This is a genomic window from Halalkalibacter kiskunsagensis (assembly GCF_037027555.1).
In the GTDB taxonomy this organism is placed as follows: domain Bacteria; phylum Bacillota; class Bacilli; order Bacillales; family Bacillaceae_D; genus Halalkalibacter; species Halalkalibacter kiskunsagensis.
Genome location: NZ_JAXBLX010000001.1, coordinates 249,139 through 265,868, shown reverse-complemented (window position 1 = coordinate 265,868; position 16,730 = coordinate 249,139). Strand labels below are relative to the sequence as shown.

16 protein-coding genes and 1 pseudogene are annotated in these 16,730 nt (G+C 38.6%); 12 read left to right on the top strand and 5 right to left on the bottom strand.

The window, feature by feature from the left end:
* The first annotated feature begins 144 nt into the window (after positions 1 to 144).
* The 3 genes and pseudogenes from SLH51_RS01170 to SLH51_RS01160 form a co-directional block, all read left to right on the top strand.
* Complete coding sequence (locus SLH51_RS01170) at positions 145 to 633, top strand: P-loop nucleotide/nucleoside kinase family protein (protein ID WP_335958467.1); 489 nt, start codon at positions 145 to 147, stop codon at positions 631 to 633.
* Positions 634 to 776: 143 nt separating this feature from the next.
* Complete coding sequence (locus SLH51_RS01165; protein ID WP_335958465.1) at positions 777 to 1,241, top strand: 2-thiouracil desulfurase family protein; 465 nt, start codon at positions 777 to 779, stop codon at positions 1,239 to 1,241.
* Positions 1,231 to 1,335 (top strand): annotated as a pseudogene (locus SLH51_RS01160) (zinc transporter ZupT); the annotation flags it as partial. The gene SLH51_RS01165 and the pseudogene SLH51_RS01160, both read left to right, overlap by 11 nt.
* Before the next feature lie 67 nt (positions 1,336 to 1,402).
* Here SLH51_RS01160 and SLH51_RS01155 read toward each other — a convergent pair.
* The gene (locus tag SLH51_RS01155) at positions 1,403 to 2,065 is read right to left on the bottom strand and encodes a YesL family protein (RefSeq protein ID WP_335958464.1); all 663 of its coding nucleotides are present in this window, start codon (positions 2,063 to 2,065) and stop codon (positions 1,403 to 1,405) included.
* Between the two features lie 508 nt (positions 2,066 to 2,573).
* Here SLH51_RS01155 and SLH51_RS01150 point away from each other — a divergent pair.
* From SLH51_RS01150 to SLH51_RS01125, 6 genes are all read left to right on the top strand, one after another.
* Positions 2,574 to 4,310: a hypothetical protein gene (locus SLH51_RS01150; protein ID WP_335958463.1), complete on the top strand. Its 1,737-nt coding sequence runs from the start codon at positions 2,574 to 2,576 to the stop codon at positions 4,308 to 4,310.
* A gap of 113 nt (positions 4,311 to 4,423) precedes the next feature.
* Entirely contained in the window at positions 4,424 to 5,392 is a 969-nt protein-coding gene (locus tag SLH51_RS01145) for an ABC transporter permease (protein ID WP_335958461.1), read from the top strand.
* 25 nt (positions 5,393 to 5,417) lie between these two features.
* Entirely contained in the window at positions 5,418 to 6,290 is an 873-nt protein-coding gene (locus tag SLH51_RS01140) for a carbohydrate ABC transporter permease (RefSeq protein ID WP_335958459.1), read from the top strand.
* A 99-nt stretch (positions 6,291 to 6,389) separates the two neighbouring features.
* On the top strand, positions 6,390 to 8,021 hold the full coding sequence (locus tag SLH51_RS01135; protein WP_335958458.1) for an extracellular solute-binding protein: 1,632 nt from the start codon (positions 6,390 to 6,392) through the stop codon (positions 8,019 to 8,021).
* A gap of 72 nt (positions 8,022 to 8,093) precedes the next feature.
* Positions 8,094 to 9,032, top strand: a complete 939-nt coding sequence (locus SLH51_RS01130; RefSeq protein WP_335958474.1) for a sugar phosphate isomerase/epimerase family protein — start codon at positions 8,094 to 8,096, stop codon at positions 9,030 to 9,032.
* A 178-nt stretch (positions 9,033 to 9,210) separates the two neighbouring features.
* Positions 9,211 to 11,547, top strand: coding sequence for an AraC family transcriptional regulator (locus SLH51_RS01125; RefSeq protein ID WP_335958455.1), 2,337 nt, complete (start codon positions 9,211 to 9,213; stop codon positions 11,545 to 11,547).
* Positions 11,548 to 11,713: 166 nt separating this feature from the next.
* Here SLH51_RS01125 and SLH51_RS01120 read toward each other — a convergent pair whose 3' ends face one another.
* Complete coding sequence (locus SLH51_RS01120; RefSeq protein WP_335958453.1) at positions 11,714 to 11,869, bottom strand: hypothetical protein; 156 nt, start codon at positions 11,867 to 11,869, stop codon at positions 11,714 to 11,716.
* A gap of 280 nt (positions 11,870 to 12,149) precedes the next feature.
* Positions 12,150 to 12,320, bottom strand: a complete 171-nt coding sequence (locus SLH51_RS01115) for a hypothetical protein (protein ID WP_335958451.1) — start codon at positions 12,318 to 12,320, stop codon at positions 12,150 to 12,152.
* Positions 12,321 to 12,460: 140 nt separating this feature from the next.
* On the opposite strand from SLH51_RS01115, the gene SLH51_RS01110 reads away from it, so the two are divergent.
* On the top strand, positions 12,461 to 13,105 hold the full coding sequence (locus SLH51_RS01110; protein ID WP_335958450.1) for a spore coat protein: 645 nt from the start codon (positions 12,461 to 12,463) through the stop codon (positions 13,103 to 13,105).
* Positions 13,106 to 13,274: 169 nt separating this feature from the next.
* Entirely contained in the window at positions 13,275 to 13,400 is a 126-nt protein-coding gene (locus SLH51_RS01105) for a hypothetical protein (RefSeq protein ID WP_335958448.1), read from the top strand.
* Between the two features lie 47 nt (positions 13,401 to 13,447).
* On the opposite strand, the gene SLH51_RS01100 is transcribed toward SLH51_RS01105, so the two are convergent.
* The gene (locus SLH51_RS01100; RefSeq protein WP_335958446.1) at positions 13,448 to 13,963 is read right to left on the bottom strand and encodes a DUF3231 family protein; all 516 of its coding nucleotides are present in this window, start codon (positions 13,961 to 13,963) and stop codon (positions 13,448 to 13,450) included.
* Between the two features lie 88 nt (positions 13,964 to 14,051).
* The gene (locus SLH51_RS01095) at positions 14,052 to 14,198 is read right to left on the bottom strand and encodes a hypothetical protein (protein ID WP_335958445.1); all 147 of its coding nucleotides are present in this window, start codon (positions 14,196 to 14,198) and stop codon (positions 14,052 to 14,054) included.
* Between the two features lie 499 nt (positions 14,199 to 14,697).
* On the opposite strand from SLH51_RS01095, the gene SLH51_RS01090 reads away from it, so the two are divergent.
* On the top strand, positions 14,698 to 16,431 hold the full coding sequence (locus tag SLH51_RS01090) for a SulP family inorganic anion transporter (protein WP_335958443.1): 1,734 nt from the start codon (positions 14,698 to 14,700) through the stop codon (positions 16,429 to 16,431).
* Positions 16,432 to 16,730: the final 299 nt, after the last annotated feature.

Genomic DNA, 16,730 nt, shown 5'->3' with positions numbered 1-16,730 from the left:
CTTGGAACAAGAGGGTTAGCTTGGTCAATTTCGTCAGCTGCTAAAAGTGGTGATTACCCAAGAAGCCCCCACTTCAAGCAACCCGTAAGGGTGGTAAGTGGTGGGTAGTTCACTGAAAAGTTAGTCTTTTTTTTAAGATTGGAGATGATTATTATCGCGACACTTCATTTAATGGTTGGTCTTCCATGTAGTGGTAAAACTACACTTGCTCGTAAACTTGAAAAGAAATATTCGGCTCTTCGTCTTACTCCTGATGAATGGCACATCCGTTTATTTGGGAATGATTTTGGGGATAACATGACGGAATCAGACGAAGCGATGCACGATGCTAGACATGATGCAGTGGAAACTCTTATGTGGGACGTTGCAGCTAGGGTTTTAGTTCTTGGCAATGATGTTATCCTAGATTTTGGATGCTGGGTTCGGAGTCAACGAGACGAGTTTCGTTTTCGAGCCAAGGAACTAGGAGCTGATTTTAAAATTCATTTTGTTGATATATCAGAAGAGGTGTTGTTTAAACGTCTAGAGACTAGAAATATTCAAAAACCAGATGGGACTTTTTTTATACCAAAAGCTAAACTAAAAGAGTGGATTCAAATCTTTGAACCACCTTCATCAGAGGAACTTGAATAGTCCGATACTTAACGAACGAGTGCATTACTTTAACAGCAAGAGCAGTCATATATGTGGTTGTTTCTGTTTATTTTATTCACTATTGAGTTTAATTAAGCAAGAATATTATAGTTGTAATGGACTTATTATGAGAGGTGTATTTTATGATATTAGTCAGTTCCTGTTTAGCTGGATTAGAAGTAAGATATAACGGTACACATAGTTTAGATAACAAAATAAGTAAGTTAGTTAAAGAGAACAAAGCCGTAACAGTCTGCCCTGAACTGCTTGGCGGATTTTCAACCCCAAGGAAACCTGCTGAGATTGTAGGTGGAGACGGAGCAGATGTACTTGATGGAAAGGCTAAAGTAATTGACAAGTCTGGTAAAGACGTAACGGAACTTTACATAAAAGGAGCTTATACTACATTAGAAAAAGCTCAAAAAATTAATGCAACACTAATTGTTCTCAAAGAGAATAGTCCATCTTGCGGTAGTTCGTTCATTTACAATGGCGAATTTAGTGGTGAGAAAATAGTTGGAAATGGAGTTACTTCTGCGTTACTTAAAAGAAATGGATTACAAGTAATATCAGAAGAACAAATTGTAGAAAATGACTTCATTGGATGAATTGTTACCAGCAGCAAAAAGATACGATGAAACCCATCTATCTATTTATGGACTCATTGCTGGAATGGCTGTAAGTATATTGTTGTTTATTTAGCATGTAAACCTACCTCCAGTTGTAGACATAGTCTACCAATTGGAGGTTTATTCATAATGAATTAACGCTAAGAAATGTCATCTGTTTCTAAGTTTCCTTTTTTAGCAGTTATATAATCATTTTCGAGTTTAACAAATGATTGAAATGCGGACCACATGAAAATGTAGGCGATTAGGCTCCCTCCGAAAAATGGAATGAGTCCAGGAATGTACATCATGACAACATAGACCGCTGCAACTCCAATAATCATAAAAAATAGCTGTAATGGATTAGAAATACCGAGGAAGAACGAATTTTTTATGATTTGAAAAATCGACAAGTTATAATGAACAAATACAGGATAGGCAAAGAGAAGAGTGATAAGAAAAATAAAGAGTAGAAAAATGGCTACATAGGACATAACAAGCGAAAACATTGTTGTACCTGATTGGAAAAAACGTAAATCAAAGAATAGGACAAGACCAACAACTAGCAGTGCGCCTCCAAATAAGTTGCTTTTTACGAACTCATCCTTATACGTCTTCCAAAATGTTTTGAAGACAGGAAGATCTGTTTCTCCTTGCACCCATTTCCTGATTAACGCAAACATAGCGACAGTCGCAGGACTTAAACCAAACAAAATCAACCCAGCGAACGAAAAGATGATCCATAAAATGTTTACATAGGCTAACCTAGTTATCCACTCACAAAACCGATACAGCTTGCTTAAATAAATACCGCCACTACCCACGCCATTACCCTCCTTTTTATAAAAGGCTGTTTTCGCATACTTTGTTGTTTTTATGGGTTAGCCGTTCTCCACAAGTTCGTTCCATTCCGCTCCAGCCACTCGCACCCGCAAGGAGGTGTCGAGCCTCCTCGGCTGCGCCTGTGGGGTCTCGACCCTACCTCTAAATCCCGCAGGAGTCGAGTGACTTCTGCTCCATTTCACTACGAGGAATCACTACTCTATAGCAACAATCCTTACGAAAACAGCTTTATAAAAACAAATCGTTATTTCTGTCATTATAAGTCGGTCAACCAAGGTCCTCAATAATAAAAAGTGCACATTCACATAAAGTGGAAATTTTGATAGTTGAAATCTTTATTTTATTAGTGGTGACAAAGGTTGATAGTCCGGATATGGGATTTTTTATAGTAGGATGAATTTGTTTTATTGTTAGAATTTGACGTTCGTATTATGATTATGAAAACCCTTTCATGTATGTCGTAAATTCCAACAAACAAAGGAGGAAACTATGTACGAAAAAATAGTTGAGATTAACGATCGCTTTTCAGCTAAGATGATCGAACATCAGTCACAAGATGAAAATAGCAAATATTATGGAGGCATTATTAATCGACTAACGGGTGTCGCAAGCCCAAGTCATGGAAACACCCCAAGGGTCATCGCTGCCTGGGTAGCTTCGATTGTTAACTCAGACTCTACTTTTTTCCATAATAAAGAGTTAGCAAACAGATTAGTAGGAGCGACAGAGTATATGCTGGCCAACCAGCATTCTGATGGAACCATTTCACTCGGTTCGACGAATTACCATTCACCTCCTGACACAGGCTTCGTTGTCGTAGGGTTGTCTCAAGTCCACCAAGTCTTAACGATGTATGAATGGGAGCAACTTAGAGATATCAAATCAAATATAAAATTGTTTCTCGAACGATCCATTCCCGCCTTACTTACCGGAGGCTGCCATACACCGAATCATCGTTGGGTGATAACAGCGGCTTTATCCTTTCTATATCAAAACTTTTCTAATAAGGAATTGCTTAAAAGGGCGGAAGAATGGTTGGCTGAGGGACTTGACTATACAGAGGATGGGGAATGGACGGAGCGAAGCAATGGAATTTACAATGCGGTAAATAACGTAATGCTTTATCATACAGCACGGAATCTCAATCGTCCTGAATTGCTTGAACCCGTTAGAAAAAATCTCGATCTAATGCAATATCTGATTCATCCATCAGGAGAGGTCGTAACCGATTATTCTGGAAGACAAGATTTTGGAACAACGTCGAACTTATCAAATTATTATTTAATTTACCGGTTGATGGCTCAGTACGATCATAATCCAACGTTTGCTTATATGGCAGACCTTGCTTTAGAAAAAATGGCTGAGCCAAGCAGCGTTGATAACAATGCAATGATTGGTCATCTCCTCTTTCCATTCATAAGGGAAGAAACAATAGAGAGAAGCAACATTCCGAATGAATATGTAAAAGTGATCAATCAAACACACCCAAGAAACACCTATTTACAAAAGCTTGAAAACGCTCAGTCTTATAGGGAAGTATTACACAGCTCCCCACACCTTGCATTTGGTTCGCCGATTGTACGATACAAAAAAGAGAATACAAGTGTAACGATCATGACAAACACCCCTTCCATCTTATCGTTGCGTCATGGCGAAGTAAGGCTGCTCGGAATAAAAATTTCAACAGCATTTTCACCTGGCGTAGTGTTCTTTGATGAATATCAAGAGATCCACGGGGGCTACCGTTTAAAAAAGGTGTTAGAGAAAGGCTACAATGGTCCAATTCCAGCTGAACATTTATCTGAATTAGAAAAAGTCGAGGAAAATAGAAACCCATGGTATTTATTGCCGCATCACCATCGTCCAATGACTCATTTACAAAAACATGAGCTAACCGTTGATGTTTTCCCAGGAGAACGTTCATGGGACATTCATTTCACCTCAGATGCTCATGAGGAAATTTTTACACAAGTTACATTTATTCTAGGGAAAGAAGGAGAACTTGTAGGTGAACATCTGAAAGCAGGAAGCAATCCTAACCAATCTTTCTTAACAGAAGGAAGTGTTCACTATCAATCAGGTAACGATTCGATTACGATTTCAGACGGTGCCTATGAACATTGGAAAGAGGTCCTTCGCGATGATGAGCACTCAACTGATTGCAAGCACGTATCGGTGAATCTCATGACACCTATCGATCGTTGGTTCAAACTAACGCTAAGTTAGCAGTATAAATATTTGCACCTATATCAAATAGTGAATTATTTTTATTGTGATTTTACTAGAATCTTTGTAAATATTAGGGAAACGTTTTCATCGATGTGAAGGAGGTAAGGAACATGAAGATAGAGTTGGGGAAAAATAAGAACATAAAAAACTCGCTAGCCGTGAAATTTAAGAATTCTGAGTATTATAACTATTGGCGGTACAAATATTTAACCGTTTTAATCTTACCTGCTATTCTCTATTTTGCTATCTTCCAATATGGTCCGATGTATGGTTTACAAATCGCCTTTAAAGATTACAAGTTTATGGACGGAATTGTTGGGAGTGCTTGGGTTGGGTTTGAACATTTTCGATATATGTTCCAGTTAGATAGCTTCTGGGAGGTTTTTCGTAATACGATTCTGATCAGTTTGTATAAATTTGTTTTTGGTTTTCCTGCACCAATTATATTTGCCTTATTACTTAATGAACTGAGGCATGTCCTTTTTAAACGAGTGGTCCAAACGGTGTCTTATTTTCCTCACTTTGTATCATGGGTTATTCTAGCCGGGATTTTCACACAATTTTTATCCCCGTCGATCGGACCGATTAATATTTTCATTAAAGCACTTGGGTTTGAGCCAATTTACTTCTTAGCGGATCCAAGTTGGTTTAGAACGTTGTTAGTGTCCTCTGATATTTGGAAGGACTTAGGGTGGGGGACCATTATTTACTTGGCTGCACTAGCAGGCATTAACCCGGAATTGTATGAGTCTGCAAGAGTGGACGGAGCAAATCGGTTCCAACGAGTGATGAAAATTACATTACCTTCTATGTACCCAGTTATTACGATCATGGCGATTCTATCAGTTGGGAAATTAATCATGGACGACTTTGACCAAATTTTTAACCTTTATAATCCTGCCGTCTATAGTGTTGCGGATGTAGCAAGTACGTACATGTATCGGCAAGGACTTGTGAACTTACAATATAGTTTCGCAACAGCCGTAGGATTATTTAAAAACGTCATTTCGTTAGTGATGGTGATCTTGGCCAATATGATTGCTCGTAAAATTAGTGGAAATGAAAACAGTCTGTGGTAATCGATAAGAAAGGGAGGTTTCCATCATGAAGGAACGATCTGTCTCAGGGTTTATCTTTGATTCATTTAATGTCATTTTTATGATTGTACTATGTGTGACAACGATCTACCCGTTTCTATATTTACTCACGATGTCATTAAGTCCAGCTGATGTATCGTTTAGTCAAATACGAATCATTCCTGAAAAAATTTCATTCGTAAACTATGAACAAGTACTAGGTTATGACCAGGTGTTAATAGGTTTCTGGAATTCATTGAAGCGTACCATTTTTGGAACATTCTTAAATGTAGCTGTTACAATCGCAGCGGCTTACGTCTTAGCAAAAAAATACTTTCCGCATCGAAGTTTTTGGACAAAGTTTATCGTCTTTACGATGTTTTTCTCAGGAGGAATGATTCCGTCGTATTTACTGGTCCGTGATTTAGGACTAATGAACACTTCTTGGGCTTTAATCTTACCTGTTCTAGTAAACCCATTTCAGTTAATTATTGCGAGAAACTTTATGCAGTCACTGCCTATTGAGTTAGAAGAATCCGCAAAAATTGATGGCGCCAATGACATTTATATCCTATGGAAAGTCATCATTCCTTTATCTATGCCAATCATCGCGACATTAGGGCTCTGGAATGCTGTGTTTCATTGGAACTCTTGGTTTGATAGTTTAATTTATATGACAGATACAAATAAAGAAGTGCTTCAAATGGTTATGAGAAGAATCGTTCTTGATGGACAAATGCAAGTGATGTCGTCCGTTCTACCTGAGGACCAAAACAAGGTGAATACGGAAACGATTAAAGCTGCCACGATTATGGTCACGACCATACCAATTATCATCATCTATCCATTTTTACAAAAGTACTTTGTGAAAGGAATGCTGATAGGTTCAGTGAAAGGGTAGGAGGCACGTTTTCATTAAAGGGGGTGATGCTTCTTTATAAAAAAGGCTTGTAAATGCTTTTTATCTGAAGTTCAATAATGATAACAAGGGGGATTCGTAATGGCTAAAAAGTTGAATGCTTACATCGTTGCTCTGCTCATAATTTTATCTTTAGTAATGGTTGCATGTAATAAAAGTGATGAGGTTGTAGGTGACACTGATTCAAACGGTGATGCTCCTGTTGTTGATGAGAATTCGATCGAGCGATTTGCACCGATTGAAGGAAAAGAATATGAACTGTCTTGGGCACCATACATCACAGATCCAATTAGTCCTGAAGGCAGGATGGTTCAACATTATCAAGATAAATATAATGTAAAATTTGATATGTGGAATTTAGACCACCAAAACATTCATGAAGTATTAAATTTGAAATTTGCAGCCGGCGAAATTCCTGATTACATGGCTGACGGGGTTAACATTAATAATTTACCACTACTAGTCGACCAAGGAGTATTACTAGGTTTTGATGAAGAAGTGATTAAAGAATATATGCCTAATGTATATGAAAAAGCGACAGAACTTGAGCCAAACTGGTTAAATTATGCGAAAGTGGGCGACAAGATTTACGGTCTTCCTGAAATGAGAGATGTTTATAAATATCGGACGACGATAGTATGGCGTGGTGATTGGTTAGAAAATCTAGGAATCACAAAAACGCCTGAAACGTTAGAAGAGTTTGAAGAAGCATTGTACAAAATTGCGAACGAAGATCCAAACGGTACTGGGAAAAAAGATACGTATGGATTATCCCTTAGTGGAATCCCAGCTATATTTGGTGCTTTTGGTTATGTGACTGGGTACGGGGCACATGATTGGCAAGATTGGTTCTGGCAAGAAAGGGATGGCAAACTTGTCAATGGTTCTGTCCAGCCGGAAATCAAAGAAGCATTGGAGCTTCTAAACAAGTGGTATGAAGATGGTGTACTTGATCCAGAATTTATTACAGGAGAAAACATGGGTGGATATTGGGCTGATTCTCATGCGTTCATTAATGGGAAAATTGGATTTACAGGCCACGGACAATACTACCATTGGACTGGCCCATTAACGGATCATCCTGAAGATAAAGGTGGATCAAATTACGCTGAATTGTTAAAAGTGAATCCGGAAGCTGCCAAATCTCTCGTTCATGGACCACCGCCAGTCGGGCCAAATGGTGAACAAGCATTATATGCTCCGAATATGATTGCTGGTAAAATTATTGCTTTTGGAGCACCGTTAGAGCAAGAACCAGATAAACTTGGGAAAATACTACAAATTCTAGATGAAACCTCAGGGACAACGAAAGAAAATTATGTCGACGCTTTATGGGGGATTGAAGGGGAAATGTGGACAGAGAAAGGTCCAGGTCAACGAGTTCCTACACCTGAATATGAGGATGTTAAGGATTCTGGTGCAGGTAAATTTGCCATTGATTTTGCACTTTGGGACGTAAGCGAATTAGGAAATGAATGGGCAGCTGAAAACGGGTATGATGTTGGAGCCGTTCGTAACCAATTAGTCACAGCCCTTCCTTCTGAGTCTAGATTTAGAGCGGAATTAACAAAAGTTAGAAATGAAGCCTATATTTCTATTATTACCGGTGATAAGCCAGTGGATTATTTTGACGAATTCGTCGATAGATGGAATCAATTAGGTGGAGAGCAATTAACAGATGAGGCAAACGAATGGTATAGCACGATTAATTAATAAATAGAATGGAGCCTGAGATATGACTACTCTCAGGCTCCTTTTCTCAAAAAAAAGGAGAGGATAAGTTTGATGACAACAAAAGGAGAGTTTTCCTTTTCCACATGCTGGAACATTAAAAGACATACAAGCGGCCGAGAAATGATTGAGGAAATCAAACAGCTTGGTTTTTCTCAAGTCGAATTAAACTACAATGTAACAAAGCAAATGCTAGCATCCATTTTACCTATGATTGAAAAAGAAGAGATGAACATTTCAAGTGTTCATCATGTCTTCCCATTTTACGATGACAAGGAATATGACCCAGATTCTATTATGTTAGGATTTGAAGACGAATCTAAAAGAAAAAAGGCCGTCACATTACTGAAGGAGACAATCGACCATGCCGCTCATCTTGGAGCAAAAGGCGTCGTCGTTCACCCAGGAGAAGTTCCGTTTTCTTATAATATTGACAAGACCCTAAAAGAAATCTATCACTCCAAAGGAAGAAACTCGATCGAATATAAACAATTATGGTCTGAGATGATCAAAAAAAGAGAGCGGGAAAGCAAATTTTACGTAAAGAGGATACAAGATAGTTTGGAAGAAGTTAGTGAATATATCGCTCGTAAGCAGTATAACGTAGGGATTGGGTTAGAAACACGCTCAAGATGCTATCAAATTCCTACCCTTTTAGAAGCGAACCAACTGATTAACGAGCTTAAAGGAGCTCCCGTTTACCTTTGGTATGATATTGGTCATGCGATGATGATGGATCGAATGGGTTTATATGATAATTTACAAGATTTACAGCTCGTCAAAGACAAAATACTCGGCGTACACATCCATGAAACGATCGAACTATCCGATCATTGGTGCCCATATATTCATAGCCAAAGCGAGGACTTTGACTCGTTTATTGAGGTTATTAAAGAAGCACCGATAAAAGTATACGAGTTAAAATCAGTGTGTACTCCTGAAGAAATTGAGCGATCCCATAAGATGATTAAAAAGAAAATTTCTACTATTTAGAATCATAAGTGTTTTCAATCTAAGTCGAATAAATAGAAAATATGGTATAATTAAGAAAAAGTTTGAAAAAAGAACGCATATCAGGGAAGTTTTTCTTTTAAGGAACAGACTCTAGTAGATATTTCTTAAAATAGAAAGCGCTTTCGTTATAGGTAGGCAGGGGTTTAGGAGGATGCATATGAAATGGTATAACAGGTTTAATACTGTATTTTACAAATTAATTTTCACATATGTGTTTTTGATTATTATCTCCATTACCTTAATGGGAATCAGTTCCTATGCCTACTTTTCATCAAATTTCAAAAGTGAAGTTGAAAATGTGAACGAAAGAATGCTTGGATATTTAAGAAATACGCTCGATGAAAATATTTTTAAGAAAACGGAGAGAATTTACTTGGGATTATCTGTTCCTGATTATAGGAATGAAGAATTATTTTTTCTATTCGATGAACCCCTTAGTGGCAATTATATAAAAATTCACAACGTCTATACTTACTTGCAAAATGTCGTGTCTGTCAATTCGAGTCTCTTAGAATCAATTGATGTTTATTATTCACAGAATGATTTGATGATTTCCTCTAAAAGGGGACTGACGTATTTACATGGTGAGGACGAAGTAGTGAATTGGGTAGATATTATGCAACAAACAGGGAAGAATCTAATTTGGTCAAATACGAATGACTCAACAAATCCTCAGGCAAAAGCAGTGAGTTTAATTGTAGGCTATCCACAAGGAGCAGCAGCAAGCGAGAAAAGCGGGTATATTGCGATAAATATTAAGGCTGATGCATTATCGTCTATCATGTCTGAATCGTCAGAACAAGAATCCGGCGGACAAATCTTTATTATTGATGAACATGGAATAGTTGCAAAAAGCAATAGCAAGGATTTGAGCTACCAACTAGACGACGAGTTTATGAAAGAAACCTATTTTTCTACTACAGAGAGTCAGAGTTTTATTGAAGATGTCGATGGTGTTAAATCAATGGTATCGTATCATACAATTGACTCTACAAACTGGAAGCTTGTCAATGTTACCCCTGTTGAGCAATTTTATAGTAAATCGCAAGCGGTACAGCAGTCACTAATCATCATCGGAATTATTGCTGTGCTAATTGGTGTGATTATTTCACACATTTTGACGATGAATATGTACAACCCTGTAAAAGTACTACTAAATCGAGCAAAAAGTTTGTTTAGTGATCCAACGGAACTGCAAACAACCGGGAAAAATGAATATTATCTCATTGATCATTTAATTAATAATTTATCAATTAAGGTGAAAGGATTAGAGAGTACACTTCGTGAAAACATTCCAATGATGAGAGCTAAATTGACGGTTGACTTACTGTACGGAAAGGTGAAAAGCAGGGAAGAGTTAACGGAGCGGATCAAATTATTGAATTTGAATAGTGATATTGATTCACAAAACTATTTCACCGTTTTCTCCTTAACGTTAAATACGGAAGTTATTCAATCGATTAGTTTAGAAAATAGCCAATTTATTATTTACAACCTTATTTCGCAAACAGAGAAAAAAATCAGTGAGAAGGGCTTGCTATGTTTGGCGATCGAATCGAGTGAGGATCACCAAATTGACGTCATCGTTGGAGCAAAGAAAGAGGACTCGAAAATTCTCTATGATAGCATTAATCACCTTTCTTCCTATGCACACTCGAACTTTACGTTAGAGCTGTTGGCGGCAATCGGCCAGTGGAAAGAGAGTCCACTACAACTCGATGAGTCATTCAAAGAATTGAAAACATTAATGAAATATCAATACTTTTTCCCTGAAAGTAAGATTCTTTCAAACGTAGAACTTTTAAAAAGGGAAGAAAGCAAAGAAAAAATAAATGACCAACTAATAGACAACTTTAACAAGGCATTAAGAACGAGAGATATAAAAAAAGTAAATGAGTCACTTGCAACGATCTTAGTTGAAATGAAGACAGGCAATTATGCAGCCGATTACTGCCACCAAATATTATATGATTTAGTGTACAACTATTATAAATTTATTAAGGAACTAAATTGTAGTACACGTGAGATTTTAAATGAGCAGATCTATGATGTATTTAATCAATTATCTACGATTGATGAGTATAAAAGCTGGTTACTTACCGTCATTAAATCTTCCTATCACTATTTAGAAGAAGCAGATAAAGGAAAAAACAATGACGTCATTGAGAAAGTAAAGAATTATATTATTGATCATTTATCAGAGGATTTATCTCTAAATGCTGTAGCAGATGTTATCCACTTAAGTCCACGTTATCTGAGTAGAATCTTTAAGCAGAGTACCGGTGAAAACTTTGTTGATTTCGTAACAAAAGAACGGATGAAGGCGGCAAAGGAAATGATTGTGACAAGTGAGCAAAATATCGAGACTATTGCATTGCAGGTCGGATACAACAACCCAGCCTATTTTACAAAGAAGTTTAAAGAAACATACGGGGCAACCCCATCTTCTTATCGAATGAATTATCAAGCTAACGAGAAAAAGAGCAGTCTGTAAGATATGGATATAGGGAGCTAGTAATGAACAAGGGAAATGTCTGATCTCCTTTTTAACAACGTTTTGCATAAACGTTGTTACAGCCATTGCATTAATAAGATAAATGAGATGATCAAACGGAAATCTCCAAGAGAAGGTAACCGGAATTAAAAGGGAGAACGATCTGCTATGATGATCCCCAAAATCGTTCTTTATCTAATGGTATGTAGACCTTGTCACCATTGATCTGACGATGGAAAATGGGTTTTCCAAAGAGATCTTTCAATTGATAATTCTCTTGTTTGGCTCTTGCCGTCGTATAAAACATTACTTTATCACTCATTTTAAATGCCCTCCTAGTTCAGAGCTGTAGAGCTCACACAGTATACAATTTTGTATTGGTGCAATCAATACATTTATAAGATAACCTGGATAAAGTGTTAATATGTGTAACCTTAGGTTTTACCAAAATTAACCTGATGATTGACATCGCAAATACACAAGTTATCAAGGAAGGAAAAAGAAGCTTGGATCGTTGCTATCCGAGCTTCTTTGAGTGAGTAAATACAGGTCTAAACTAAAGACGCCCACACCTGCGTAGAGCTGAAGAGATCAAAAGTGAATTAGCAGTTAGAGTTGTTATTGCGGTTATTGTTATTACGGTTGTTTACGTTCTGTGCATCATTTTCATTTGCGAACTCTACATTTGCGTTTTCAACATTAAGCTCGTCATTGTTTGCACGGTTGTTGTTATTGTTATTATTGTTGTTATTACGGTTGTTGTTAGTAGCCATTGTACTCACCTCCCCGACTTAATTTTGCCTTTCTGATTTTGTTTAATACATTAAAAAAAGTAAATTTATTTAATGTATGGAATTTCTTTGAATACGTACACTATGCTTTGGGTCAAGCCTAATAACTCTTTTGGAGGAATATGATGAACTTAGCAGCTCACGAACTATTGGAAACATCTGAAGCATTACGAACAAAGGCAGCGGAGATTGAACAGCATGGTGTATTTGCGAACCAATGTAGAGATCAACGGTTGAAAGGGATTTTGACAAAGCATCAACAACAAATGATGAATGCGTACCAACAAGGTGTGAACCTTGCACAAGGAAAAGGCGCGCAATTAACCCATCAAGCTCCGAACTTCCATACACAAAATATGAACCCAAATGCACATCATCAAGTGACGATGTCTGCGCCGATGATGAATACACAAATGCTCTCAGATCAAACGATTGCGACACTGGCTCTGAATACGCATAAAGCAGGATCAATGATGGGGATGCAGTGGGCGAATGAATGCGTAGATACGCAGCTGCGTATGTATCATGTAAATGGAGCGAACTTATGTCAAGAGATGGCTTATGAAATTTGGAGTTGGATGAATCAAAATGGATACTACCAACCACCACAATTTGATACAGCACAAACCGCACAAATGACAGGGATGTTCCAACCGATGGAATCGATCAACAATATGGGTGCGATGGGAACAATGAATTCAATGGGAACGACGAATACCATGGGCAATGTAAGTACTGGATTATATAACCAAAACCATATGCAGTAAATTCCTTACTATAAATAAGAGCAAGTATGTTTAAGGCCACTGAAAAAGTAGGTTGCTTTTTACCTTTTTCAGTGGCCTCGTATGTTCCTGCTCTTATTTAGGATTCACTTAACGAAAGGGCTTGCCTCTCCGTTGTCCAGCATGACTTATTACGAAGGGAGCGACACAAATGGCTGATATGATCGTATATGTGAACGCAACAATAGAACAACCAATTCAAACAATTGAAAAGGTGTCAACGAATAAGTTGACACCTTTTGCGTTTAACCTAAATCAAATATCGATTAGCAGTTAATTGTTGTTATTGTTATTGCGGTTGTCTAGTGGGGACACTTCCTTGCCTTACACTCCGACTGCTACTTTATTCAAGTGCAATGGAGGAGGAACTAACCAGCCTTTTTCTTTTTGCATTTTCAACAGCTTCCCGCCTAATGTTGCTTTTTGTTGATGGAATTGACCGAACATCATGATGATGTCCTCGCGTATGCCTTGTCCCATCATCGTACTACAAGCGACAAGACCGGAAGCGATGTCAGCTCCTGCCATTGTGGCAATTTCAGGATCATTAAATCGTGCACCTACTGGAATGTCCTCAAGTCGTGCATTCGGACGTTCCGGGGGGCTCGGTGGTAGCGCAATTTCATTTTCCTTTAGCAAGAGCTCGAGTTGCTCAATTTCTTGTCTCGTATTATCCATCGTATTTGTGATGAATTTCCTGAGATCGTCATCCCCAGTATGATTAATTAACGTTTGTTGAGAAACGAGTGCAGATTTTGCCGCAAGCAAATACGACCATGCTCCAAAAACCTCTCCGTAATGCATCGGTTCATCTTTCGGGTTTCCGCTTAATATGCCCATTGTCATCCTCCTAATCGAAGTAAAGTTCATGTAGTAACCACCAATCGATTGTACTTGAAAGCTAGGATATGAATGCTTTTTTCAAGCGTTAGCAATTACGGTTGTTGCGGTTTTTTAAGTCTTGTGCGTCATTTTCAGTTGCGAATTCTACATTTGTTGCATTTTCAGTACTAAGCCCGTTGTTCTTACGGTGCTTATTTTTATTTGTATTACGGTTGCTGTTGTTTTTTTTCATTTTTCTCACCCCCATGAAATAAGTTGCCCCGCAGGTTCTTTTTCATTCTCGCTTAGCTTGTGTTAACTTTAGGCATTTTTTCAGAAATTTAGTCAGTTTATTTGGGGTCAGAGTCTCTTCGGATCCAATGGCCTCGCTAATACGGCTTGTTATTTCGCTGATCCCTCTTGAAATATCGCAATAAAAGCCTATTCGCTGTAATTTCGGCAACTTCGTTAGATAATTATCATTTTTTGTTAGATAAATTTCCGTTTTCGCTAGATAATTTTCATCTTTCGCTAGAAAAAATTAAAAAATCGCTGATAAAGTTGTCAGTAAAAAGCGTAAATGCTGTCTAAAATAAAATACAAGTTGTACTTTTATTGTAGAGAGACAAAAGGGGGCAAGCCCTGCCAAGGTACGCAACGCCGCACGAGCTATGCTATACTAAACGTAACGCACGAAATTCCACTAACACCTAGCAAATCTCGAACGGGTCTTAGTAGGAGGGAACAGATCAATGAACAAAAAGTACATTCCAATTCAATTAACGCCTAATTATAAACAAAGGCATCTCCGGTTTGATGTCATCGCTGGTTTGACGCTCTTTGTCATGCTTGTTCCACAAAGCATGGCGTATGCAATGCTTGCAGGTCTGCCGCCAGTGATGGGACTTTACGCGTCAACGATTCCTTTGCTCATCTATGCGTTCTTTGCGTCCTCTAGGCACTTGTCTGTTGGACCTGTCGCGATTACGTCATTGCTTGTTTTTTCAGGGGTGTCTGCGTACGCGCAGCCTGGAACGACCGATTACATAGCGACCGTCTTAACGCTTGCGCTCATGGTCGGGGCGATCCAATTGTTTTTGGGCCTTTCAAAGGCTGGCTTTATTGTAAAGTTTATTCCGCAATCTGTGATGAACGGCTATGTATCAGCTGCAGCAATCGTCATTGGTGTCAGTCAGTTAACTCATTTACTCGGAATTGAGATCGGTAATTATTTGCAGGTTCACCTTCTCTTATTTGAAGTGTTCGCGAAAATCGAGGACATTCAACTATTAACGCTTGCGATCGGCATTTTGAGCATTATCGGCCTTATCGTTTTGAAAAAGATCAATCCGAGGCTGCCGAATGCGTTGCTCGTGGTCATCGCCTCAATTGCATTGGTCGTGTTGTTTCGTTTACATGAAGGCGGAGTGCGTATCGTCGGCGATATCCCGACAGGATTTCCGGGATTTGCGTTTCCGAATGTCACGTATGACACGATTCAAATGCTGTTTCCGATGGCACTAACGATTGCGCTCCTCGGCTTTATGGAGTCACTCGCAATCGGCAAGACAGTCGCCGCGAAAGAACATTACAAAATTGATTCGAATCAAGAGCTGCGAGCATTAGGACTAACGAATATGATTGGATCCTGTTTTCACTCGTTCCCGGTCAACGGCAGCTTCTCACGGACGGCTGTGAATTACCAAACCGGTGGGGTCACACAAATTGCGTCGATTGTGACAGCAATTTGTGTGATGATTACGCTCTTGTTTTTCACGTCAGTCTTCTATTACTTGCCGAACGCCGTCTTAGCGGCAATTATTATCGTCGCTGTATATAAATTAATTGATCTAAAGGAAATGAGGCGCCTTTTTCGCGTGAAGCCGCTAGAAGGGTGGATTTGGGTAACGACATTTGGCGTCACACTCTTTATCGGGATTCAGTGGGGGATTATTATTGGAGCCATCTTCACACTGCTACTACTCATTAAACGAAGCGCGAAACCGAATATTATCCAATTAGGATATGTTGACGCGGAGGAGACTTTCCGTGATATTAAAAGGTATCCAGAGGCAGTCACGTCAGAGAAAGTCATGGTCCTTCGCATTGATTCAACGTTGCACTTTGCCAATATCTCCTTTTTAGAAGAAAAACTACAGAAGCTAATTAAGCTCCATAACGAAACGAAATGGATCATTATCGACATGAGTGGAGTCAATGATATCGACACGGTCTCGATTGAAAAGTTAGAAGAGATCATCGACCACTATGAAGAAGAACGAAACATTCACGTCCTCTTTGCAAATATGCGCGGCGCCATCCGTGAGACAGTCGACAAAGTAGGGTGGGATGTGAAATACAAACAGCAACAAAACCACCTCACGCTTGAACAGCTTCTAAGCGAAAAAGGCATCCGCACGTATTTCAACCCTGAGAACCAAACGATTGGTGAAACGAAGGAATGGGTGCAGGATTTTATGATTTAGACAGCGTGCCACCTTGTCGCGAGTGCTGTGCAGTCATGCAGTGCACTCGAAAATCCATTCACATACACAAAAGGACTCTATCCTAGATAAAGTCCTTTTTGGCATTATGAATCAAGCTCCACACTTACATGAGCCACCTCGTAGAGCTTGGCTTAAATAAAACTGTATTAGACGGAGACATATCAAAGTACCATGGAATGGAAATGTAAAATGGTAGGTAAAAGGTTGAATGTGTAAACGAAAACTGAAATACTGATTAAGTCAATGTCTCATACGGACACATCCTCTCTCTAATTATT